Origin of the sequence: Chiayiivirga flava, assembly GCF_014202825.1 — a bacterium.
In the GTDB taxonomy this organism is placed as follows: domain Bacteria; phylum Pseudomonadota; class Gammaproteobacteria; order Xanthomonadales; family Xanthomonadaceae; genus Chiayiivirga; species Chiayiivirga flava.
Genome location: NZ_JACHHP010000001.1, coordinates 936,268 through 958,860 on the forward strand (window position 1 = coordinate 936,268; position 22,593 = coordinate 958,860).

23 protein-coding genes are annotated in these 22,593 nt (G+C 68.9%); 12 read left to right on the forward strand and 11 right to left on the reverse strand.

The features are described 5' to 3' along the window. Positions 1-85: 85 nt before the first annotated feature. From HNQ52_RS03870 to HNQ52_RS03895, 6 genes are all read left to right on the forward strand, one after another. Positions 86-649, forward strand: a complete 564-nt coding sequence (locus HNQ52_RS03870; RefSeq protein ID WP_183959772.1) for a YqgE/AlgH family protein — start codon at positions 86-88, stop codon at positions 647-649. Beyond that, positions 649-1,101 (forward strand): Holliday junction resolvase RuvX, encoded by a 453-nt coding sequence (gene ruvX, locus HNQ52_RS03875; RefSeq protein WP_183959773.1) that lies wholly within the window; start codon positions 649-651, stop codon positions 1,099-1,101. The genes HNQ52_RS03870 and ruvX overlap by 1 nt, the downstream gene beginning before the upstream one ends. Before the next feature lie 380 nt (positions 1,102-1,481). Beyond that, positions 1,482-2,435 (forward strand): aspartate carbamoyltransferase catalytic subunit, encoded by a 954-nt coding sequence (locus HNQ52_RS03880; RefSeq protein ID WP_183959774.1) that lies wholly within the window; start codon positions 1,482-1,484, stop codon positions 2,433-2,435. Positions 2,436-2,537: 102 nt separating this feature from the next. Then, complete coding sequence (locus HNQ52_RS03885) at positions 2,538-4,379, forward strand: sensor histidine kinase (protein ID WP_221281887.1); 1,842 nt, start codon at positions 2,538-2,540, stop codon at positions 4,377-4,379. Further along, positions 4,376-4,825 carry a response regulator gene (locus HNQ52_RS03890; protein WP_183959775.1) on the forward strand — a complete coding sequence of 150 codons (450 nt, stop codon included), beginning with the start codon at positions 4,376-4,378 and terminating at the stop codon, positions 4,823-4,825. Before HNQ52_RS03885 ends, HNQ52_RS03890 begins: the two co-directional genes overlap by 4 nt. A 16-nt stretch (positions 4,826-4,841) precedes the next feature. Beyond that, positions 4,842-6,395, forward strand: coding sequence for a hybrid sensor histidine kinase/response regulator (locus HNQ52_RS03895; RefSeq protein ID WP_183959776.1), 1,554 nt, complete (start codon positions 4,842-4,844; stop codon positions 6,393-6,395). Positions 6,396-6,877: 482 nt separating this feature from the next. Here HNQ52_RS03895 and HNQ52_RS03900 read toward each other — a convergent pair whose 3' ends face one another. Further along, positions 6,878-8,008, reverse strand: coding sequence for a PilT/PilU family type 4a pilus ATPase (locus HNQ52_RS03900; protein ID WP_183959777.1), 1,131 nt, complete (start codon positions 8,006-8,008; stop codon positions 6,878-6,880). Positions 8,009-8,156: 148 nt separating this feature from the next. Further along, positions 8,157-9,194 (reverse strand): type IV pilus twitching motility protein PilT, encoded by a 1,038-nt coding sequence (locus tag HNQ52_RS03905; protein WP_183959778.1) that lies wholly within the window; start codon positions 9,192-9,194, stop codon positions 8,157-8,159. A 116-nt stretch (positions 9,195-9,310) separates the two neighbouring features. On the opposite strand from HNQ52_RS03905, the gene HNQ52_RS03910 reads away from it, so the two are divergent. From HNQ52_RS03910 to HNQ52_RS03920, 3 genes are all read left to right on the forward strand, one after another. Next, positions 9,311-10,003: a YggS family pyridoxal phosphate-dependent enzyme gene (locus HNQ52_RS03910; RefSeq protein WP_183959779.1), complete on the forward strand. Its 693-nt coding sequence runs from the start codon at positions 9,311-9,313 to the stop codon at positions 10,001-10,003. Positions 10,004-10,480: 477 nt separating this feature from the next. Further along, the gene (proC, locus tag HNQ52_RS03915; RefSeq protein WP_183959780.1) at positions 10,481-11,305 is read left to right on the forward strand and encodes a pyrroline-5-carboxylate reductase; all 825 of its coding nucleotides are present in this window, start codon (positions 10,481-10,483) and stop codon (positions 11,303-11,305) included. Positions 11,306-11,309: 4 nt separating this feature from the next. Continuing rightward, positions 11,310-11,885, forward strand: a complete 576-nt coding sequence (locus tag HNQ52_RS03920) for a YggT family protein (RefSeq protein WP_183959781.1) — start codon at positions 11,310-11,312, stop codon at positions 11,883-11,885. A 6-nt stretch (positions 11,886-11,891) separates the two neighbouring features. On the opposite strand, the gene HNQ52_RS03925 is transcribed toward HNQ52_RS03920, so the two are convergent. From HNQ52_RS03925 to xrtH, 6 genes are all read right to left on the reverse strand, one after another. Next, complete coding sequence (locus HNQ52_RS03925) at positions 11,892-12,686, reverse strand: ABC transporter substrate-binding protein (protein WP_183959782.1); 795 nt, start codon at positions 12,684-12,686, stop codon at positions 11,892-11,894. Next, positions 12,683-13,042, reverse strand: a complete 360-nt coding sequence (locus tag HNQ52_RS03930; RefSeq protein ID WP_343059206.1) for a YqfO family protein — start codon at positions 13,040-13,042, stop codon at positions 12,683-12,685. The genes HNQ52_RS03925 and HNQ52_RS03930 overlap by 4 nt, the downstream gene beginning before the upstream one ends. After that, positions 13,039-13,635: a pyridoxamine 5'-phosphate oxidase gene (gene pdxH / locus HNQ52_RS03935; protein ID WP_183959783.1), complete on the reverse strand. Its 597-nt coding sequence runs from the start codon at positions 13,633-13,635 to the stop codon at positions 13,039-13,041. Before pdxH ends, HNQ52_RS03930 begins: the two co-directional genes overlap by 4 nt. Positions 13,636-13,951: 316 nt before the next feature. Then, positions 13,952-14,653, reverse strand: a complete 702-nt coding sequence (locus tag HNQ52_RS03940; protein ID WP_221281888.1) for a response regulator transcription factor — start codon at positions 14,651-14,653, stop codon at positions 13,952-13,954. 43 nt (positions 14,654-14,696) lie between these two features. Next, positions 14,697-14,903 carry a dodecin family protein gene (locus HNQ52_RS03945; RefSeq protein WP_183959784.1) on the reverse strand — a complete coding sequence of 69 codons (207 nt, stop codon included), beginning with the start codon at positions 14,901-14,903 and terminating at the stop codon, positions 14,697-14,699. A gap of 169 nt (positions 14,904-15,072) precedes the next feature. Beyond that, complete coding sequence (gene xrtH, locus HNQ52_RS03950) at positions 15,073-15,579, reverse strand: exosortase H (RefSeq protein WP_183959785.1); 507 nt, start codon at positions 15,577-15,579, stop codon at positions 15,073-15,075. A gap of 56 nt (positions 15,580-15,635) precedes the next feature. Here xrtH and HNQ52_RS03955 point away from each other — a divergent pair, with 56 nt between their 5' ends. Together HNQ52_RS03955 and aroB are read left to right on the forward strand one after the other, a co-directional pair. After that, positions 15,636-16,181 (forward strand): shikimate kinase, encoded by a 546-nt coding sequence (locus tag HNQ52_RS03955; RefSeq protein ID WP_183959786.1) that lies wholly within the window; start codon positions 15,636-15,638, stop codon positions 16,179-16,181. Further along, the gene (gene aroB / locus HNQ52_RS03960) at positions 16,178-17,251 is read left to right on the forward strand and encodes a 3-dehydroquinate synthase (RefSeq protein WP_183959787.1); all 1,074 of its coding nucleotides are present in this window, start codon (positions 16,178-16,180) and stop codon (positions 17,249-17,251) included. Before HNQ52_RS03955 ends, aroB begins: the two co-directional genes overlap by 4 nt. A gap of 47 nt (positions 17,252-17,298) precedes the next feature. Here the strand turns inward: aroB and pdxA are convergent, their stop codons facing one another. The 3 genes from pdxA to lptD form a co-directional block, all read right to left on the reverse strand. Next, positions 17,299-18,273, reverse strand: coding sequence for a 4-hydroxythreonine-4-phosphate dehydrogenase PdxA (pdxA, locus tag HNQ52_RS03965; protein ID WP_183959788.1), 975 nt, complete (start codon positions 18,271-18,273; stop codon positions 17,299-17,301). A gap of 19 nt (positions 18,274-18,292) precedes the next feature. Then, positions 18,293-19,627: a peptidylprolyl isomerase gene (locus tag HNQ52_RS03970; RefSeq protein WP_183959789.1), complete on the reverse strand. Its 1,335-nt coding sequence runs from the start codon at positions 19,625-19,627 to the stop codon at positions 18,293-18,295. 65 nt (positions 19,628-19,692) lie between these two features. Beyond that, the gene (gene lptD / locus HNQ52_RS03975) at positions 19,693-21,948 is read right to left on the reverse strand and encodes an LPS assembly protein LptD (RefSeq protein ID WP_183959790.1); all 2,256 of its coding nucleotides are present in this window, start codon (positions 21,946-21,948) and stop codon (positions 19,693-19,695) included. A gap of 179 nt (positions 21,949-22,127) precedes the next feature. Here lptD and HNQ52_RS03980 point away from each other — a divergent pair, with 179 nt between their 5' ends. Further along, on the forward strand, positions 22,128-22,583 hold the full coding sequence (locus tag HNQ52_RS03980; protein WP_183959791.1) for an SUF system Fe-S cluster assembly regulator: 456 nt from the start codon (positions 22,128-22,130) through the stop codon (positions 22,581-22,583). Positions 22,584-22,593: the final 10 nt, after the last annotated feature.

Consider the following 22,593-nt stretch of genomic DNA (forward strand, 5'->3'; position numbering starts at 1 on the left):
CCCGACTCCCGACTCCCGACTCCCGACTCCCGACTCCCGACTCCCGACTCCCGACTCCCGTCCGTCACCGGCATACAATCCCCCCATGGACGCCCCCCGCTACCTCGGCAACCACTTCCTCATCGCGCTGCCGTCGATGGAGGATCCCAACTTCTCGCGCGGCGTCACGCTGGTGTGTCAGCACACCGCGGAGGGCGCGATGGGAATCCTCGTCAACCGGCTCTCCGATTATCTGCTCGGCGACGTCCTGGCGCAGATGAACATCCGCACCGATATCGAAGCGCTGGCTTCGGCGGCCGTGCTGGTCGGCGGGCCGGTGCAGCCCGAGCGCGGCTTCGTGCTGCACACGCCCGGCGCGAGCTGGGATTCGACCTATGTCATCTCCAGCTCGCTCAGCCTCACGACCTCGCGCGACGTGCTCGAGGCCATGGCCCAGGGCGAGGGGCCGGCGCAGAGCGTCGTCGCGCTGGGGTATGCCGGTTGGGGAGAAGGCCAGCTCGAAACCGAGCTGCAGGACAACGCCTGGCTCACCGTCGGCGTGGACAGCGCCATCCTGTTTTCGACGCCGGTCGAACAGCGCTGGATGTCGGCCGCGCGGCTGATGGGGGTCGACGTGACCCTGCTCACGGCCTACGCCGGACACGCCTGATGCCGCCGCAGCCCGCGGCCGGCGCCGACGCGATCTGCGTGCTCGGCTTCGACGTCGGCAGCCGGCGCATCGGCGTCGCGGTCGGCAACACCCTCACCGGCAGCGCTCGCGCGCTTGCGATGATCGACGTGCACGAGGCCGGCCCCGACTGGGCTGCACTCGACCAGCTCGTGGCGCAGTGGCGGCCGCAGCGGCTCGTCGTCGGCGAGCCGCTCACCCTCGACGGCGGCACCCAGCCGGCCACGCGCGCCGCGCGCCGCTTCGCGCACGAGGTGCGGGCGCGCAGCGGCCTGCCGGTGGATCTGGTCGACGAACGCTCGAGCTCGCGCGATGCCGATGCGCGGTTTGCCGACCGTCGGCGTGAGGGCACGGCGAAACGCCGCGATGCGAAGTCGCTGGATGCACTGGCCGCGGAAGTCATCGTCGAGCGCTGGTTGCTGGAGCGCGGCTGACGTGGCGGGCGAGCACGCACTGCGCGGCACCGCGCGGCGCGACCTGCCCGGCCGTCGTTGAACACCAGCGTGGCGTCCTTCTCCCGCCGGGAGAAGGGTGAGGCGGCTACCGCCGGCCGAACGCAGCCGGATCAGGGATGGGCATCGCACGGGGCATTGACGCCGCAGCTTGCCGCATCCTCCAGCCACCGGACACGACGGTGCGCCCGTCCCTCATCCGCCTTCGGCACCTTCTCCCGACGGGAGAAGGAAGCAGGAGCGCGGCTCGTGCGTGTTCGTGTCCGTCTCTTCCGCCTTCGGCATCGTGTCACGACGGGAGAAGCAGGCGGAGCGTGCGAGACAAGTTCGCCCCGGCACGAGCCGCCTCCTACAATGTGCTCATGGAAACACCCCAGCTCGACGCCGCCGGCGACCTGCGCCATCTGCTGACCCTCGACGGTCTGGGTCGCGAACGCATCACCACCCTGCTCGACGCCGCCCAGGCGCTGCGCCCGCATGCGCTCGGGCGCGTCGCCGCGCAGCCGCTGGCGGGGCGGACCGTGGTCAACCTGTTCTTCGAGAACTCCACCCGCACACGCAGCTCCTTCCACCTGGCCGCGCGCAGGCTCGGCGCCGATGTGCTGGATTTCGACGTCGGCAGTTCGTCGGCACGCAAGGGCGAAAGCCTCATCGACACGCTGCGCAATCTGGAGGCGATGGGCGCGGACCTGTTCGTGGTGCGCCATTCCGAGTCCGCCGCCGTTGCGGCACTGGCCGCAGCGGCCGCACCCGCCACGTCCATCGTCAATGCCGGCGACGGTCGCAACGCGCATCCGACGCAGGGCCTGCTCGACCTGTTGACGATCCGCCAGCACAAGGGCTCCGACTTCGGCGCCCTGACCGTGGCCATCGTCGGCGACATCGCGCATTCGCGCGTCGCGCGCTCGGACATCCACGGCCTGCGCGCGCTCGGCGTCGGCACGCTGCGCATCGCCGCACCCGCCAACCTGCTGCCGGCCGAGCGCTGGCCGGGCGTGGAGATCTGCCACGACGTCGACAGCGCGCTCCGCGACGCGGATGTCGTCATCGCACTGCGTCTGCAGCGCGAACGCATGGAGGAAGGCCTGGTCGACTCGCTCGACGGCTACTGGCGCGACTGGGGCCTGACGCCGCCGCGTCTGCGGCTCGCACGCCCGGATGCGATCGTGATGCACCCCGGCCCGATGAACCGCGGCGTCGAGATCGACGATGCCGTCGCCGACGGCGCCCAGTCGGTGATTCTCGCGCAGGTGGCCAACGGGGTTGCAGTCCGCATGGCGATCCTCGCGCAGCTGGCAAATCGCACTGCCCCGTGAAAACCCACGCGGGCATTTGATTTTCGCCCGCATGGCTTTCATGCTTCATGCGCTGCGGCCGAGCGCGCGCAGTCGGACTCACTTCACGGGATCGGCCGACGCTTGACCAGGACTGCCGCGCAACGCATCGCCGCGTTGTTCAACGACCGTTTCGCCTCGCGCTTCGTCGCGCTGGGTGCGGCCGCGTTCGCCACCGTTCTGGTTCCCTACCTGCTGACGCGCAGCTGGTCGGACGAGGCCCTGGAAGCCGAGCATTGGGCGCGACACACGGCCGAGGTCTCGGATTCGACATCGCAGCTGATGTTCCACCTGCGCAACATGGAGGCCGCGACCTACGGACTGCTCGCGGGCGTCCAGGCGCCGTCGCTGCGCACGCGCTACGACAGTTCCCGCGCGGCCGTCGATCCGTTGCTCGAACGCATCCGCTCCATGACCCGGGACAACGCCGAGCAGCAGGTCCGCATCGGCCAGGTCAAGGCCACGCTCGATCAGCGCTTGCCGTACCTCGACGCGGCCGTGACCCAGACCGACCCGGCCGAACGCGCCGCCTCGCTCGGACAGCTCGAGCGCATGCTCAACGAGGGCTCGGTGGGCGATGTCGTCGGCGAACTCGCCGCCGCGGAAGACCGGCTGCTTATCGAACGCACCCGCCACGCCGCGCGCCAGCGCGACAACGTGCGCTGGCTGCAGACCCTGTCCCTGGTGGCGCAATTGCTGCTGCTGGGCGGCATCGCGTGGGTGGCCGAACGCGCGCTGCGCCGCCGCCGCGTTGCCGAACACCGCTCCAGCGATGCCGATACGCGCAGCCGCGCCATCGTCGACTCGGTGCGCGAGCCGATCGCCCTGCTCGACGGCGGGCTGCGGGTGGTCATGCACAACACCGCGTTCGTCGAGTTCTATGGCGAACCGGACGCCGGCCCCCAGGGCGACCTGCGCGAGCTGGGCGGCGGCGCCTGGCACGATCCGACGCTCGCGCAACGCCTCGTCGATGTGGTCACGCGCGACCGCGAGATCTGGGATTACGAGCTGCGCCAGCGCACCGTCGACGGCGTGCAGCGGCAGGTGCTGGTGAACGCCAAGCGCATTGCGCTGCCGGACGACACCGACACCGCCGTGCTGCTGACGGTGAACGACGTCACGCCGCAGAAACTCGCCGAACGGCAGGCGCTGGAACTCAACCGGCAGCTCGAAGGCAAGGTCGCGCAGATCAGCGAGGTCAATCGCGAACTCGAAGCGTTCAGCTATTCGGTATCGCACGATCTGCGCGCGCCGCTGCGCCACATCGCGGGGTTCGCCGAAAAGCTGCGCGGCCACCTCGACCCGTCCGTGCTCGACGACGAACGGGCCCGCCACTATCTCGACGTGATCAGCAGCTCCGCTGCCCGCATGGCGGTGCTGATCGACGATCTGCTGCTGTATTCGCGCCTTGGCCGCCACGCGATGCGCGTGCACGCGGTCGACATGGACAAGCTCGTGCGCGAAGTGCGCGAGATGCTCTCGAGCAGCCGCGCCGAAGGGCGCATCGAGTGGCGGATCGACGCGCTGCCGACGGTGCCGGGCGACGAAACGATGTTGCGCCAGGTGTGGCAGAACCTGCTGTCGAACGCGATCAAGTACTCCTCGCAGCGCGAAGTGGCGAAGATCGAGATCGGCTATCGCCTCGACGGCGCCATGCACCAGTTCCGCGTGCGCGACAACGGCGTCGGTTTCGACATGGAGTACGCCGGGAAACTGTTCGGCGTGTTCCAGCGCCTGCACAAGGCCTCGGAGTTTCCCGGCAGCGGCATCGGTCTTGCCAACGTGCGGCGGATCGTCTCGCGCCACGGCGGCCGGGTCTGGGCCGACGCCGAAATCGGCAATGGCGCAAGCTTCCATTTCACCCTGCCGGTGCGGCAGGACCACAGCGCGAACGCACGCGATGTCACCACGGAGAACACACAATGAACAGGGGCGACCTGCGCACCATCCTGCTGGCGGAAGACAATCCCGCCGATGCGGAAATGACCATGGACGCGCTGCGCGAAGCAAAGCTCGCCAATCCGGTCGTGCACGTGGAGGACGGCGTCGAGACGCTGCATTACCTGCGCTGCACCGGCCCCTACGCCAGCCGCACGCCCGGACCGCCGGCCGTGGTGCTGCTCGACATCAAGATGCCGCTCATGGACGGACTGGAAGTGCTCACCCAGATGCGCTCGGACCCCGCGCTCAAGCGCGTGCCGGTTGTGGTGCTGTCGTCCTCGCGCGAGGAAAGCGACCTCATCCGCAGCTGGGACCTGGGCGTCAACGCCTATGTGGTCAAGCCGGTGGACGTGAAACAATTCTTCGAGGCGGTGCAGACGCTCGGCACCTTCTGGGCCGTCCTCAACCAAGCTCCCTTCACCTCGGACTGACGGAACGCCGCTCGCCATGCACGCCGACAACGGTCGTCGACTTCCCCAACGCATCCACGTACTGCACATCGAGGACGATCCGGTCGACGTCGAACTGATCGCGTCCTTCCTCGGCGATGCCGGCGTCGACATCGAGTGGACGCACGTCGACGACGAGATCTCGCTCGCGCGTGCGCTGTCCGAGCGCAAACCCGACCTGGTGCTGTCGGACCTGACCATGCCCGGCTTCTCCGGCTACAAGGCGCTGGAGCTGGTGCGCGAACGCTCGCCCTACATTCCCTTCATCTTCGTGTCGGGCACGATGGGCGAGGAAACCGCGGTCGACGCGCTGCGCCTGGGTGCCACCGACTACATCCTCAAGAGCAGCATGGCGCGGCTGCCGTCCGCGGTGCGGCGCGCCCTGCGCGAGGCCGAGGAACGCGAGCTGCGCGACCGCACCGAGGCCGAACTGATGCGCTCGCAGCGCCTGGACAGCCTCGCGATGCTCGCCGGCGGCCTGAGCCACGATCTGCGCAACATCCTGCAGCCGCTGCTGATGGTGGCGCCGATGATTTCCGAGCGCACCGACGACACCCGCCTGCTGCGCCTGGGCGAGCTGGTCGAAGACTGCGCCAAGCGTGGCCTGGACATGGTCGCGTCGATGCTCTCGTTCGCGCGCGGCGCCCGGCAGGCCGGCTCCACGGTCAACGTCAAGCAGCTGCTGCGCGCGCTCGACCTGCTGATGCGCGGCACGCTGCCGCGCAACGTCGTGCTCGACATTTCCGACGTGCCGAACGATCTCAACTTCGAAGGCAACGACACCGAACTGCAGCAGTGCCTGCTGAACCTGTGCCTGAACGCGATCCAGGCGATGCCGTCCGGCGGCACGCTGACGCTGCGCGCCGAGCGCACCTGGGTCGATGCGGACGGCCAGCGCGCCGCGGGCGAGTACCTGCGGATCGCGGTCTCCGACACCGGCGTGGGCATGGACGAGGACGTGCAGCGCCGGCTGTTCACGCCGTTCTTCACCACCAAGCCCGACGGCACCGGCCTCGGGCTGCTGTCGTGCAAGCGGATCGTCGAAAACCACCGCGGGCTGCTTGGCGTGACGAGCGCGCCCGGCGAAGGCACCACGTTCCAGATCCTGCTGCCGCTGGAACTGGAAACCGCCGACGCCCGCGGCCGTTCGGAGACGGTGCGCAACGCGCGCCTGCTGGTGGTGGCCGAAAGCGCCGGCAGCCTCTCGCTGCTTGGCGACGGCCTCGCGGTGGAGGGGTACAAGACGCACGTCGCGCAGGGCGGCACGGCCGCGATCCGCTTCTTCGAAAGCGAACAGATTCCGGACCTGATCGTGCTGGACGCGGACATGCGCCTGTTGTCCGGCGTGCGGACGCTGGTGGAACTGCAGGAGCGCAAGTACGTGGGTCCCGTGCTGCTGCTGGTGGACGACGACGCCGAGACCGACGCGGACCAGTGGCCGCAGGACCTGCGCATCCGCATCCTGCGCAAGCCGGTGGCCTTGCCGGAACTGCTGGAGGCAGTGAATCAGCTGTTGCAGGCGCGGGTGGTGGACGCGTCCGACGGTCGATGACGGCCCGCGGCGGCGGCGTGCGGACGTCGCTGTCCGTTTCCGGGGTCGGAGTCGATGCGGGGACTCGCCCTCATCCGCCTGCCGGCACCTTCTCCCGCGGGGAGAAGGATGGCTCGAACGGGTGCAGCGGTGCATTGCAGCGGCACGCCGCAGCGGTCGCCGGGGAATCCATCCGACTGAGACGGAGAAACCGTCTTCCTGAAGGAGGACGTCGCAGGAGTCCTACTCCTGCGCGATAACGTCGAATGCATCCGTCTCCTGCGCGCGAACATCGCAGGTGCGCGAGCAGATCGCAGGAATCCCTGCCTCAGGTCAGAACGTCGAAGGAATCGTCCCCTCAAGCGAGACTGTCGAAGGAATCCTTCTCCCTGCGGGAGAAGGTGCCGGCAGGCGGATGAGGGCGCCACGTCCGGCCGAGCCGAACCACACCCCACCCGCAGCAACCGAACACACCCGCACGAAAAATCGCGCACCACGCCCGCTCAGCGCGTCTCGATCAACTCCACGCCATCGAGCCCCTGCGACAATGTGTGCGCATCGCCGCCCTGGGCCAGCTTGATGCGCAGGCGCACCTCGTTCGTCGAGTCGGCGTGCCGCAGCGCGTCCTCGTAAGAAATCTCGCCGGCCTGGTACAGCTCGAACAGGCTCTGGTCGAAGGTGCGCATGCCGAGGTTGGTCGACTCCTTCATCAGCTCCTTGAGCTTGTGGATCTCGCCGTCGCGGATGTAGTCCTGCACCAGCGGCGTGCCGAGCAGCACTTCCATCGCCACGCGGCGCGCCTTGCCGTCCGGCGTCGGCACCAGCTGCTGCGCGACCACGCCCTTGAGGTTCAGCGACAGGTCCATCAGCAGCTGGCTGCGGCGGTCCTCGGGGAAGAAGTTGATGATGCGGTCCATCGCCTGGTTGGCGTTGTTGGCGTGCAGGGTGCAGAGCACCAGATGGCCGGTTTCGGCGAAGGCGATGGCGTGGTCCATGCCCTCGCGCGTGCGCACCTCGCCGATCATGATCACGTCCGGTGCCTGGCGCAGCGTGTTCTTCAGTGCGTTTTCCCACGAGTCGGTATCGATGCCCACTTCACGCTGCGTGACGATGCAGCCCTCGTGCTTGTGCACGAATTCGATCGGGTCCTCGATCGTGATGATGTGGCCGGTGCTGTTCTGGTTGCGGTAGCCGATCATCGCGGCCAGCGAGGTCGACTTGCCGGTGCCGGTGGCGCCGACGAAGATGATGATGCCGCGCTTGGTCATCGCCAGCGTCTTGACGATCGGCGGCAGGCTCAGCTCCTCCACCGTCGGGATGCGCGACTCGATGCGGCGCAGCACCATGCCGACCTGGTTGCGCTGGTAGAAGCACGACACGCGGAACCGGCCCACGCCCGACACGCCGATCGCGAAGTTGCACTCGTGCGTCTTCTCGAACTCCTCGCGCTGCGCCGGCGTCATCACGTTGAGCACCAGGTCGCGGCTCTGCTGCGGCGTGAGCGGACTCTGCGTGATCGGCGACAGCTTGCCGTGCACCTTCATCGACGGCGCGACGCCGGCCGTGATGAACAGGTCGGACGCCTTCTTGTGCGCCATCAGCTTGAGGAACGAGGTGAAGTCGATGCTGCTCATGTTGGCTCCTTCGGAGCCGGGATTCGCGATTCGGGATTCGTGATTCGGAAGAGCAGCCCGCGACGGGTTGCATGCTTCGGATCACGAACGACCAACCACGTTGCCGGCTTTTGCGAATCACGAATCCCGAATCACGAATCCCGGCCGCTCACTCGAACAACCGCTTGTCCTTCGCATATTCCTTGGCACTCACGCGCGTGATCAGGCCACGCTTGACCAGATCCTGCAGGCACTGGTCGAGCGTCTGCATGCCCACGCTCTGGCCGGTCTGGATGGCCGAATACATCTGCGCGACCTTGTCTTCGCGGATCAGGTTGCGGATCGCCGGCACCGCGACCATGATCTCGTGCGCCGCCACGCGGCCGCCGCCGACTTTCTTCAGCAGCGATTGCGAGATCACCGCGCGCAGCGATTCGGACAGCATCGAGCGCACCATCGGTTTTTCGCCGGCGGGGAACACGTCGATGATGCGGTCGATGGTTTTCGCAGCCGAGCTCGTGTGCAGCGTGCCGAACACCAGGTGGCCGGTTTCCGCGGCGGTCAGCGCCAGGCGGATGGTTTCCAGGTCGCGCAGCTCGCCGACGAGGATGTAGTCGGGGTCTTCGCGCAACGCGGAGCGCAAGGCCTCGTTGAAGCCGTGCGTGTCGCGGTGCACCTCGCGCTGGTTGATCAGGCACTTGTTCGAGGTGTGCACGAACTCGATCGGATCCTCGACCGTGAGGATGTGGCCGTACTGGCCCTTGTTGATGTGGTCCACCATCGCCGCGAGCGTGGTCGACTTTCCCGAACCGGTCGGGCCGGTGACGAGGATCAGCCCCTGCGGCTGGTCGATCAGCTCGCGGAAGATCTTCGGCGCGGCGAGGTCGTCGAGCGTGAGCACTTCCGACGGAATGGTCCGGAACACCGCGCCCGCGCCGCGATTCTGGTTGAAGGCGTTGACGCGGAAACGCGCCAGGCCCGGGATTTCGAACGAGAAGTCGACCTCGAGGAATTCCTCGTAGTCGCGCCGCGCCTTGTCCGACATGATGTCGTAGACGAGCGAATGGACCTGCTTGTGGTCCAGTGCCGGGATATTGATGCGGCGCACGTCGCCGTCGACGCGGATCATCGGCGGCAGACCCGCCGACAGGTGCAGGTCCGACGCCTTGTTCTTGACCGAAAACGCCAGCAGTTCGGCGATATCCATGAAGAGCCCTTCCCCCGTAGAACGGCACGAGAGCCGCTACACTCGCCGGCGCGCCGGCGCACCCGTATTCAGCCGCAGTATAGCTCTCAATCAAGCATTTGCGACGGCAATCTCCGATGTCACCCGAACCTGAACCCCCCCTTGCGAGCCTGCGTCTGCGCATCGCGCAGGCAACACCCCCGGACGTGGGGCATGCGGCCCGCGCGCCGGTGCGATTGCTCGCGGTGAGCAAGCTGCAACCGGCCTCCGCAGTGGCGGCGCTTGCCGCCCAAGGCCAGACCGCGTTCGGCGAGAACTACGTGCAGGAGGCGATGGCGAAGCGGGCCGAGCTTGCGGCGCTTGGACTCGAATGGCATCTCATCGGACCGCTGCAGTCGAACAAGTGCCGCGACGCCGCCGCGACGTTCGACTGGGTGCAGTCGGTCGACCGGACCAAGCTCGTCGGCCTGCTGGCGCGGCATCGGCCGGCCGGTGCGGCGCCGCTGAACGTGCTGCTGCAGGTGAACGTGGAGGGCGAGGCGTCGAAAGCGGGCTGCGCGCCCGAAGCGGTGGATGCGCTCGCGGCGGCGGTGGCTGCGGAGCCGGCCCTGCGGTTGCGCGGGTTGATGGCGATTCCGGTGCCGCATGCGGACGTGGAGCAGCGCCGTCCCGCATTCCGCGCGATGCGTGCGCTGTTCGAGCGACTGCGGGCGCGGTACGCCGACGTCGATACGCTGTCGATGGGGATGAGCGACGACTTCGCGGTGGCGATCGAGGAAGGCGCGACGATGGTGCGGGTGGGGACGGCGCTGTTCGGGGCGCGGGGGTGAGGCTGGGTTTCGCGATCTGCGCGATGGCCGGCGTCGGCTGTCGGTCCGTTCGGCACGGGCGCATTCCTGGGACGGGGTCGGAGCCCGATGTGGCTCGCCCTCATCCGCCTGCCGGCACCTTCTCCCGACGGGAGAAGGAACGCCGGCGTGGAGCGTTCGGCAAGCCCATCCGTTTTCGACTCGGTCACGGTGCAACGAGGCCGAGCATCCGACCTGCAATCTCGCTCCGCGGCCCCGACGCAGGAATCCTTCTCCCCTCGGGAGAAGGTGCCGGCAGGCGGATGAGGGACGCGACTCCCACGCCAACCCGGCCTGCCACCACGCCCGCCATCGACGCCGCCTTCGAACAGCATACGCCGGAACGTCGACCCCGCCTTCGACCAGCCCAAGCCGGAACGTCGACCGAACTCATACACCCGATACCCACCCGCCCCCTTCCCCCAAGCTATCCTCCCCGCTGCTTCCGGACGCCACCCCATGCCCACATCCTCCCCGCGCATCGCCTTCATCGGCGGCGGCAACATGGCCCGCTCCCTGATCGGCGGCCTCGTCGCCCAGGGCACATCGGCCGCATCGATCGCCGTCGCCGAACCCAACGCCGCCGCACGCGATGCGCTCGTCGCCGACTACGGCATCGCGGCCTTCGCCGACAACACCGACGCCGCCCGCAACGCCGACATCATCGTCCTTGCCGTCAAGCCGCAGGTCATGCGCAGCGTCTGCGAACCGCTCGCCACGCTCGCCGCCGGCACCCTGTTCGTTTCCATCGCCGCCGGCATCGGCTGCGCACAGCTCGACGCCTGGCTCGGCGGCGGTCGCGCCATCGTGCGCTGCATGCCGAACACGCCGGCACTCGTCGGCGCCGGCGCGACCGGGATGTACGCCAACCCCGCCGTCTCGCCGGCGCAGTCCGACGCCGCGCGGACGCTGCTGCAGGGCGCCGGCATCACGGTGCGCATCGCCGACGAAGCGCTGATGGACGCGGTCACCGCCGTCTCGGGCAGCGGCCCTGCCTATTTCTTCCTGCTGACCGAAGCGCTGCAGGCCGCGGGCGAGGCGCAGGGTCTGCCGCCGGACGCCGCGCGCGCGCTTGCGGTGCAGACCTGCCTCGGCGCCGGCCGCATGCTGGCCGAATCGGGCGAGTCGGCCGCCACGCTGCGCCAGCGCGTCACCTCGCCGAACGGCACCACCCAGGCCGCGCTCGACTCGTTCGAGGCCGACGGGCTGCGCGACATCGTGCGCCGCGCGGTCGAGGCCGCCACGCGACGCGGTGGCGAACTGGCACGCCAATCCGCACAATGACGCGATGAACTATTTCGCCAATGCCGGCGCCATCCTGATCGAAGTGGTCTTCGGCGCGGTGGTGCTGCTGTTCGTGCTGCGCGTGCTGCTGCAGTGGGTGCGCGCGAACTTCTACAACCCGATCTGCCAGTTCGTCTACAAGGCGACGAACCCGGTGCTGATGCCGCTGCGGCGCGTGCTCAGGCCCGTGCGCAACCTCGACACCGCCGGCATCGCGGTGGCCTACGTGCTCGAATGCCTGAAAATCTGGCTGCTCGCGGCGCTCGGCGGCATGACGCTCGGCCTCGGCGCAACGCTGGTGCTGGGTGTTGCGGACCTGCTGTCGGTGCTGATCGGCCTGTATTTCGTGCTGATCCTCGCGCGCGTGATCCTGAGCTGGGTCGGACGCGACAGCTACCACCCCATCGTTCCGCTGATCGCGCAACTCACCCAGCCGCTGCTCGGGCCGCTGCGCCGCATGCTGCCGCAGCCGGGCGGCTTCGATTTTTCGCCGATGGTGGCGATGCTCGGGCTGATGCTGGCGCGCGCGCTGATCCTCGCGCCGCTGACCGACTGGGGTCGCGCGCTGGCGTTGGGGTGACGCGCTTCAGCCGCGCTGCGCCCAGCGCCGGATGATCGCTGCGATGGCGTCGACACCGTCGGTCAATGCCGCCGGCCCTGGCTGCAGGATGATCGGCGACTTGATTTCGTGCAGCTCGCCGTCGCGCACCGCCGGAATCGCGCTCCAGCCGCCGCGCGCGACCACGCGTTCGGGCCGGAAGCGCTTGCCGCACCACGAGCCGAGGATGATGTCCGGCGCGCGGCGGACCACCTCGTCGTTGTCGGCGAGGATGCGGCCCTTCGCCAGCGGTTCGCGCGCGTGCTCGGGGAACACGTCGTCGCCGCCGGCGATGCCGATCAGTTCGCTGACCCAGCGGATGCCGGTGATGATCGGTTCGTCCCACTCCTCGAAGTAGACGCGCGGGCGGCGCGGCAACGCGGCCGCCATGTCCGCGATGGCCGCAAGGCGATGCTCGAAACCGTCGGCCAGCGCAGCTGCGCGGGCGGTGGCGCCGACCAGCGCACCCAGACGGCGCACGTAGTCGATGATTTCCGCCACGCTGCGGTGGTTTGCGATCCACACCTCGACGCCGCGTCGCACGAGTTCGGCGGCGATATCGGCCTGGATGTCCGAAAAACCGATCGCCATGTCCGGCTTCAGCGCGAGGATCGCGTCGATCTTCGCGCTGGTGAACGCGGACACCTTCGGTTTCTCGCGCCGCGCCGCGGCGGGCCGCACGGTGAAGCCGCTGATGCCGACGATGCGCGCCGATTCGCCGAGCAGGTACAGCGTCTCGGTCGGTTCCTCGGTCAGGCAGACGATGCGACGCGGGCCGCTCACGGCAGCGGAAAGACCGAGGCGTCGACGAAGATCGCCGGCACCTGCCACGGATGGTGCGGACGGATGCCGAGCGCGATGACGCGGGCGAGACGATCGTCGTCGCGCGGGATGCAGAACTCGACCCGCACGGTAGCGCCGCGCTCCACAGCGCCGACATCGCCTTGCGTGGGCGTGGCGCCCGGCAACGGTCGGAACTGTTCGATGCCGGGCGCCGACGTCCACAACACGCGGTCGTAATCGCCGATGCGCAGATCGTCGACGGCGCAGATGCCGTCGAGCAGGCCCTGCACGGCTTCCGGCGGCACGAACACGGTGATGCGGTACACCGGCAGCATCGTCGCGGTGGCGGCGCTCACGGGTACAGCATGCGCTTGGACCAGGTGCCGTCCTGCAGCTCGTACCCCCAGCGCTCGTGCAGGCGGAACTGCGCGCCGTACCAGAACTCGAACCGGTCCGGCACCACGCGGTAGCCGGACCAGTGCGGCGGGCGCGCCACGTCGACGCCGTCGAAATGGCGCTCGTAGTCCGCAACGCGCGCCTCGAAGGTCTCGCGATCGGGCAGCGTCTCGCTCTGGTACGAGGCCCAGGCGCCGATCTGGCTGCCGCGCGGGCGCGAGGCGAAGTAGGCGTCGGCCTCGCTGTCGTCGACGGCGTGCGCAACGCCTTCGATGCGCACCTGCACGCCGTGTCGCAGTGTCTTCCAGTGGAACAGCAGCGCGGCCTGGGGATGCGCCTGCAGCTCGCGACCCTTGCGGCTGTGCTGGTTGGTGTAGAACACGAAGCCGCGCTCGTCGAAGGCCTTGAGCAGCACCGTGCGCGCGGCGACGCGGCCGTCGTCGTCGACGGTGGCGAGCGTCATCGCCGTCGGTTCCGGATCGTGCGTGGCGCGCGCCTGGTCGAGCAGTTCGGCGAACGTGAGCAGGGCTTCGGCGTGCAGGTCGGGAGTCATGGGGGCGGCAGGAAGTGGAGAAAGCTCTCGGAAGATCGTCATCCTGGCAAAGGCCGGGATCCAGTGCCCTTGTTCTGGGCCTGACGGTGGCGCGAACCGGACAAGGGCACTGGATCCCGGCTTTCGCCGGGATGACGACATTTTGTTGACGAATCGACGTTTGACAGCGGTGCTCGAATCGGTTGTCCCTTGGCAGCAGCGCTCCAATCTGCAGACCCCTCAAAGCTGCGCCGAAAAACGGACCCTTCGGCGTAGCGCTCGAACCTGCTTCCGTCGGCGCGATGAGCGGGACGATGGAACGAAATCGGCTCCGACTTCAGGTCTGCTCCAGCCGGTACCCGTGCTGGTACACCGCATTGAGCCGCCAGCCGCGCGCGCCGTTGAGTTCGAGCTTCTTGCGCAGGCGGCTGATGTGGGTGTCGACGGTGCGGGTGGCGACGTCGCCGCGGATGTTCCACACGCTCTCGAGCAACGCGTCGCGGCTCACCACGCGGCCACGGCGGCGGAACAGGAACAGGGCAAGGTCGAATTCGCGCTCGGTCAGCGGAATCTCCGTGCCGTCGAGCAGGATGCGGCGGCGTGCGGTGTCGATGCGGTACGGCGCCGCGTCTTCCTCGGCCGGCGCCTCGCCCTGCATGCCGACCCGACGCAACAGCGCGTCCACGCGTGCCAGCAGCTCGCCCTGGCGCGGCGGTTTGGTGAGGTAGTCGTCGGCGCCGGCGCGCAGGCCGGCGACGATGTCGGCTTCGTCGTTGCGCGCGGTGAGGAACAGGACCGGCAGGCGGCTGTGGCCGGAGCGGCGCAGGTTGAGCAGCACCTCCAGCCCGCTGTCGTCCGGCAGGTTCCAGTCCAGGATCAGCAGGTCGACCGATTCGGCGCCGAGCCGGCGGCGGAATTCGGACGCGTGCGGATAGTGGCGGATGGCGTAACCGGCCGCCTCCAGCCACATCCGGAACAGCGCGGCCTGGTCCGGGTCGTCCTCGACCAGGCCGATCATGCCCGGCGCGCTCGTGTTCATGCGCCCCGGCTCCGAGGTTGCCTGGGAGAGGCTCAAGCGCGAGTCAATCGACGATGAAGTTGACGCGCATGTTCACCCGCCACTCCGTGATCCGGCCGTCGGGCGAGGTGACGCATTTGATTTCGTTGACCCAGGCACCCCGGATGTTCTTGACCGAGGTGGCGACCTTGCTCAGGCCGGACTGCACCGCATCCTCGATGCCCTTTTCCGACGACGACGACACTTCGATGACCTTGGCGACGGTAGTCATGTTCTCTCCCTCCCACGCTGGTTCCCGTGCACGGTGGAACTTGCAGTCGTGCACCCGTGCGGCTCGGCCACCCGGGCCGGGCTTCGGTTGCCCCCGCAACCGCGGCAGCAGCGCTGCCCGCCGATCGACTATAGCAAAGCCCGCCGCAGCCGCGACGCCGCGGCCCGGTTCAGGCCGCGCTCGGCCGCAGCGGTTGCTCGCGTCGCGGCAGATACCGCAGCCACACCAGCCACACCGCGAGCGCATCGAGCACGATCAGCGCCTGCCACAGGTAGAGGTGAAACCAGTCGAACCAGGTCTTGTCCCACTGGCCCATGTAGAACAGGCTGATGATGCGCACCAGGTTCAGCGCCTGGATCGCGAGGAAGCCCAGGCCAATGCCCACCAGCTTGTGTTTCCACGGCGAGGGAAACGCGAGGATGGCCGAGACCAGGATGATCACCGCCTCGATGCCGTCGCAGCCGGGCGCGATCGCCACCGCGAATCCGTTGCTTTGGCTCTGGATGATGATGCCGTGCGAGATCACGTCGTTGTCGAACAGCTGGATCAGGAAGGCGCTGATCTTGGCGAGCACGCCGGTGAACGGCTCGGTCACCCAGTCGTGCATCGTCTTGGTGATGCGCAGGGCGAACAGGCCGCCCAGCAGTCCCATGAAAAGAAGGAAGAAACGCAGCATGCGGCGGGCGATCCATCGCTGGGTTCGAAACGGGGCGCCAATGCTAGCATCTGGGCATGAAAGTCGCCCCCAACCTGATCCTCGTCGGACCGATGGGCTCGGGCAAGTCGTCGATCGGACGGCGCCTGGCGCGCCGCCTGGGCCTTGCGTTCGTCGATGCCGACACCGAGCTCGAGCGCCGCACCGGGGCCACGATCCCGCTGATTTTCGAACTCGAGGGCGAGGCCGGCTTTCGTCAGCGCGAGCGCGCCCTGCTCGCGAGCCTGTGCGCCGGTCGCGACCAGGTCATCGCCACCGGCGGCGGCGCGGTACTCGATCCGGACACGCGCCGGCAGCTGGCCGACGCCGGCTTCGTGATCCATCTGAAGATCGATATCGATCGCCAGCTGCAGCGTCTTGCGCGCGATCGCGTCCGGCCGCTGCTGCAGACCGCCGATCGGCGCGAGAAGCTGCTCGCGCTCGGTGCGCAGCGCGCCCCGCTGTATGCGCAGATCGCGGATCTGGAGCTGGATTCGGGCCGCATGAGCGTGGGCGCGGCCGCCGACCGGCTGGCCGAACTGCTGCAGGACCGCTGGCAGTCGCCGGCCGCGGGGGCCGCATGAGCGTGCGCGAAGTGCGCGTGGCGCTGGGCGCGCGCGCGTATCCGATCCGCATCGGCGGAGGCCTGCTCGCCGCCGGCGACTGGGCGGCGGAGATCCGCGGCCGGCACGTGCTGGTGATCAGCGATGCCAACGTCGCGCCGCTGTATCTCGCGCGGGTGGAAGCGGCGCTGGCCGGGCACACGCTCGGCCGCCTGATCCTCCCGCCCGGCGAACGCGAGAAGACGCTGCAGCGCTTCGCGCAGGCGCTGGAGGCGCTGGCGGAACTGCGCGCCAGTCGCGACGCCACCGTCGTCGCGCTCGGCGGCGGCGTGGTCGGCGATCTCGCCGGCTTCGCCGCGGCGTGCTGGATGCGCGGCATCGCATTCGTGCAGTTGCCGACCACGCTGCTGGCGATGGTGGATTCGTCGGTCGGCGGCAAGACCGCCGTCGACCTGCCGCAAGGCAAGAACCTTGTCGGTGCCTTCCATCAGCCGAGCGCCGTGATCGCAGACACCGACACGCTCGCGACGCTGCCGCCACGCGAGCTGCGCGCCGGCCTCGCCGAGGTGGTGAAGTACGGCGCGATCGGCGACGCGGCGTTTTTCGCCTGGCTGGAGGCCAACGTCGATGCGCTGCTGTCGCGCGAGCCCGCTGCCATCGCACATGCGGTCGAAACCAGCTGCCGGCACAAGGCCGGCGTCGTGGCGCGCGACGAAACCGAACAGGGCGAACGCGCGCTGCTGAACTTCGGCCACACCTTCGGCCATGCGCTGGAAACCGACGGCGAGTACGGCTCGCTGCTGCACGGCGAAGCGGTGGCCATCGGCATGTTGCTGGCGGCGCGCCTGTCGGCGGCGCTCGGACTCGCACCGCCACAGGACGCGGAGCGTCTGCAACGCTTGCTGGTGCGCTTCGGACTGCCCGCCGTGATGCCGGCCGGACACGATCCGGCGCAGCTACTGCATCTGATGCGGCTGGACAAGAAGTCGGTTTCCGGTGCGCTGCGCCTGATCCTGTGGCACGGGATCGGCGATGCGCGGATCGTCGCGGGTGTCGCGGACGACGCGGTGCTGGACGTGCTTTCGCGCTGACGGGTCAGCACCTCTGGCGCACCGGCGCGGTGCCGCGGGAATGCGTGCTAGTCGCGCCCGACCATCTCCGCCGCGAACCGCGCCGCGAGCAGCAGGCTCGACGCATCCGCGCGACCCGTGCCCGCAAGTTCCAGCGCGGTGCCGTGATCCACCGCCACGCGCACGTACGGCAGGCCCAGCGTGATGTTCACCGCCTGCTCGAAGCCCGCGTGCTTGAGCACCGGCAGGCCCTGGTCGTGGTACATCGCGAACACCGCGTCGGCCTGCGCCAGGTGCGACGGCAGGAACGCGGTGTCGGCCGGCAATGGACCTGCGAGCGAGAATCCCTCCGCACGCAACGCGTCGAGCACGGGCCCGATGGTGTCGATTTCCTCGCGGCCCAGGTGCCCGCCCTCGCCCGCATGCGGATTGAGTCCGAGCACGGCGATGCGCGGCGCGGCGAGGCCGAAATCGCGCCGCAGCGCGGCGTGCAGGATGCGCAGCGAGCGTTCAAGACCCGCGCGCGTGATCGCATCGGGCACCGCGCGCAGCGGCAGGTGGGTGGTGGCGAGCGCCACGCGCAGAGTGCGCGAGGCCAGCATCATGACCACATCGCAGCCCGCACGCTGCGCGAGCAGCTCGGTGGTGCCGGTGTAGGCGATGCCGGCGTCGTTGAGCACGCCCTTGTGCACCGGGCCCGTGACGAGACCGGCGAATTCGCCGCGAAGCGCGGCGTCGGCCGCCTGCGTGAGCGTCGCGTGCACGTACGGCGCGTTGCGCACGTCGAGCCGGCCGGGCGTGCTCGGGACGGCGCGCGGAATCGCGCGCAGTCGCAACGCGCCGGCGCGCTCGGGCCCGGGATCGTGTTCGTCGCGCAGCGTCAACGGCAGCGAGAGCCGCGCGGCAGCGTCGCGCAGCACCTCGCCATCGCAGAATGCCACGAGCGGCACCGGCTGCGGCTGCTGCGCGAGGCGCACGCACAGCTCCGGGCCGATGCCGGCCGGTTCGCCGGGGACCAGCGCCAGGCGCGGCGTGGTGGTCACGGCGCGGCGCGTGCGCCGATCAGCCGGTCGGGGTCGCCGGTGCGCTCGGCAGTGGCGCCGGCGGCGCGAGCCGGTTGTCGATGTACGCTTCGGCGCGCAGCTGGCGCAGGAACCGGTCGTACTCCTCGTCCGCCTTGCGCTTGGCGATGGTCTCGCGCGCCTTGTTGCGGCGCGCTTCCACGGTGACGTCCTGCTCGCGCGTGCCGATGCGCTCGACGATGTGCCAGCCGACTTCGCTCTGGAAGGGCTCGGACACTTCGCCGTCGGACAGCGCCATCATCTGGTTGGCCACCGCCGTGCCCCAGGCGTTGACCTGGAACCAGCCCATGTCGCCACCCTGGTTGCGGCTGATGGTGTCGTCGGACACTTCCCTCGCCACCACCGCGAAATCCTCGCCGCCGACGATGCGCGCACGCGCCGCATCGATCTTGGCCTTTGCCTTGTCGGCATCGAGCAGTTCGGTGATGCGCACCATGATGCCGCGCGCGTGGTATTCGGTGACCGTCTGCGGTGCGCTGTCGTCGCGCTTCTCGATCAGGCGCACGAGGCTGTAGCCGCTCGGCCCGCGCAGCGGCTGCGACACCTCGCCCGGCTGCATGGTCGGCAGGATGTTGGCGAACAGCGGCGGAATCTCGTCGATCGCGCGCCAGCCCATGTCGCCGCCTTCGAGTGCGGTCTGATGGTCGGAGTAACGGATCGCGGCGGCCGAAAAATCCATCTCGCCGCGCTCGATCAGGCCACGCACGCCTTCGATCTTGGTGCGCGCGGCATCGATCTGTTCGGGCGTCGCGCCGTCCGGCAACGCCACGAGCAGATAACCCAGACGCACCTCGCTGCCGGCCTCCGAATCGCGCGCCAGCAGGATGTCGATCTCGGTGTCGCTGACCGCCACGCGCGACTGCACGAAGGTCTGCTGCATGCGGTTGACGGTGAGTTCGTCGCGCAGCTGGCTGCGGAATTCCTCGTAGGTGACGCCGTCGCGCGCGAGCTGCGCGCGCAGCTGGTCGAGCGAGACGTTCTGCTGCTGCACGATGCGCGAGATGGTCTGCTCGAGCTCGGCGTCGCTGATGCGCACGCCGGCGGCGGCCGCGCGCTGCAGCTGCAGGCGTTGTGCGATCAGCCGTTCGAGCACCTGTTTCTCCAGCACCTCGGGCGGCGGCAGCTGCTCGGGACGGTCGACGAAGCGGTTGCGGATGTTGCTCACCGCGCGATCGAGCTCGCTGCGCAGGATGACGTCCTCTTCCACCACCGCGACGATGCCGTCGATGGTCTGCGTCGGCAGCGCCTGGGCGCGCAGCAGCGGCGCGGCCACCACGAGGACGAGGGCGAACAGGGTGGGAACGATTCGATTCATAGGTCGACAGGTCTGCTTGGGGAGGCCGCTGCGGAACCGCGCGGCAGGTGCGTCAACGCGTGTTCTCAGCGCGAATAGCCGAGGATAGCACGCTCCAGAAGTTCGCCGGACTTGCGGCCCAGCGTGGCCAGGCCCTTGAACTCCACTTCGATGTAGATGCCGTTGTTTTTCTCGCCCTCGGCATTCTTCAGATAGTGGCGGCCGAGCACGCGCATCGCGAGGCAGCAATTGTCCCACTCCACGCCGCCGACGGCCTCGAGTGTAGAGTTGTCGAGCAGCGAATAGTTCCAGCGCGCGACCAGGCGCCAGCGTTCGTTCAGCGGCACCAGCACCGACGCGTCGACCTGCTCCACCGACACGTTGCCGGCGTTGAGCCCGCCGGTGTTGCGACGGAAGCGGTAGGCGAAGTTCGCGACGCCGGCGTCGGACCAGCGGTACTGCGCGCGCAGCGCGGACAGGTCGCTGAGCTCGTCGTCCGGATCCCACTGCTGGCTGACGCCCACGCGCCAGCGGTCATCCAGGGTGATGTCGAGATCGGCGACGTACGCCGAGCCGGCACGATCCATCACCGGCACGCCCGGCAGCTGCACGCGCTGCGGCTCGAAATAGCGGATCTGGCCCAGACTCGCGGCGAGGCGCTCGCGGCCGGTGGCCTCGTCGAGGAAACGCGTCGTGACGGCGGCAGTCAGCTGGTTCGCATCGGTCTGGCGATCGGCGCCCGTGAAGCGGTTCGGCCGGAACAACTGGGCAAAACCGAAGCTCAGTTCCTGCGTATCGAACGTGGGAAGGTCGCTCTGGTCGCGGTAGGGCACGTAGAGGTAATACAGGCGCGGTTCGAGCGTCTGCAGCATCGGGCGATCGAACCATTGCGTGCCGCGTTCGTAGAACAGGCCGGCATCGAGGCTGTAGATCGGCACGCCGCGGTCCGGCGAGCCGGTCGGGAACGCCGCGTCGTAATCGCCGTCGAGTTCGTACTTGGTGTAGCGGTAGGCGATTTCCGGACGCACGAAGCCGCTCGCGCGCTCGTACGGCAGGCGCAGGTAGGGCATCACGTCCACGCGCGTGGCGCCGGGCTTGTCGGAGTGGTCGAACACCACGCCCTCGCTGTGCATGCCGACGCTGAGCCAGTCGAGCAGCGGCCGCTCGTAGTTGAACAGCGCGCGCGGCAGGCGGCGGAAGGGTTCGGCCGCGTCGCGCTGCGGCGCGGGGATGGACGGATCGGTCAGATCCCACTCCTGCACCGCAAGGCTCGCGTTCCAGTACACGCCGCGTCCGTTGAGCGCGGCGGAGCTTTCGAGCAGCGTGGTGCTGGCGGCGGCGAGCGAATCGCCGAAATCCTCGAAGTAGCGATCGTCGGAAATGTGGTTGATGTTGGCGTTGACCGTCCACTGGTCGCCGAGCCGGCCGTCGTGGTGCAGCGTGAACGAGCCGCGGTCTTCGCCGGTGATGTCGTCGTCCGGCAGGTAGGTGCCGTAGATCTCGCCGCGCTGGGTGTCGGTCAGGTAGCGGAATTCGCCGCCGAGCATCACGCCGCGCCGCCCGAGGATGCGCGGCGTGAGCGTGGCATCGTAGTTCGGCGCCAGATTGAGGTAGTACGGCACCGAGACGTCGATGCCGCTGTCCTGCGAGCTCCCGACGCTGGGAAACAGGAAACCGCTGCGGCGGCGATCGTCGATCGGAAAACTCGCGTACGGCAGGTACAGGATCGGCACGCGCCCAAGGCGCAGGGTGGCGTGTTTTGCCGTGCCGACGCCGGCCATCTGGTCCAGTTCCACCTGGCGCGCGCGCAGTTCCCAGGAGTGGTGCCCCGGATCGCAGGTGGTGTAGATCACGTCGGTGAGATCGCTGGTCTGCCCCTGCGTCAGCGCGGTGGCGGCACTGCCGTTGCCGCGCGAGCTCAGCAGCTGGTAATCCACCGTCCGCAAGATGTTGCGATCCTGCGCCAGCTCGCCCTGGGCACGCTCGGCGCCGAGCAGCAGCCCGCGGTCCTGATACTGGACGTTGCCTTCGGCATCGTAGGTTTCCGCCTGCGTGTCGTAGGACAGCCGGTCGGCCGCGATTCGCTGGTCGGCGCGGCGGATCTCCACGCCGCCTTCGAGCAGGTAACGCGTCCGCTCGCGCACGTCGAAACGCTCGGCCGCCAGTTCGGTCTGGGCGCTCTCGCGGTCGCCGTCGCGCGGCAGGTCCGGCCGGTAGAAATCGAAGAGCGCGTTCTCCCGGCACAGCACCCACATGTCGTCCTCGGAGCGTTCGGTGGCTCCGGCAACGTGGGCGGCGAGGACGAGGCTGGGCAGGAGAAGAGCGTGACGGATGCGGAGCACGGCGTCTGGATCGGGCGAAAACGGCCGCCAGCTTGCCGGAAGCGCCGTTGCACGGCAATCGCGCGCCGCGACGGCGCCTGGCCGGCCACGGGCGAACTGCGGCGGCGTGCACGGTTGCGGGGCCGCCTGTTAAAACGTACAATTTCGGTCCTCTATCGATCATCGATCGCATCGCCGCCATGCTGCGCGTCACCCGCCTCACCGACTACGCCACCCTGCTGCTCACCGTGCTCGCCGCGCGGCCGCAGGACGTGCTGAGCGCGTCGCAGCTGGCCGAGCAGACGCGGCTGGAACTGACCACGGTCAGCAAGGTGCTCAAGCCGCTGGCGCAGGTGGGCCTGATCGATGGCCTGCGTGGCGTCAACGGCGGCTACCGCCTGGCACGCGAGGCCAGCGACATCCGTCTCATCGACATCGTCGAGGCGATGGAAGGCCCGATCGAGATGACCGAATGCAGCGGCGAGCACTCGCGCTGCGAGCAGCAGCCGCACTGCGGCCTGACACCGCACTGGCGTCGCGTCAACGACGTCATCGCCGACGCGCTGCGCGACGTGACGCTCGCGCAACTGCTCGCACCGGCCTCCCGCATGACCCTGCCGCCGCGTCGCATCGCCGCGCGGCTGGCGACCGTCTGATCCGACAGGC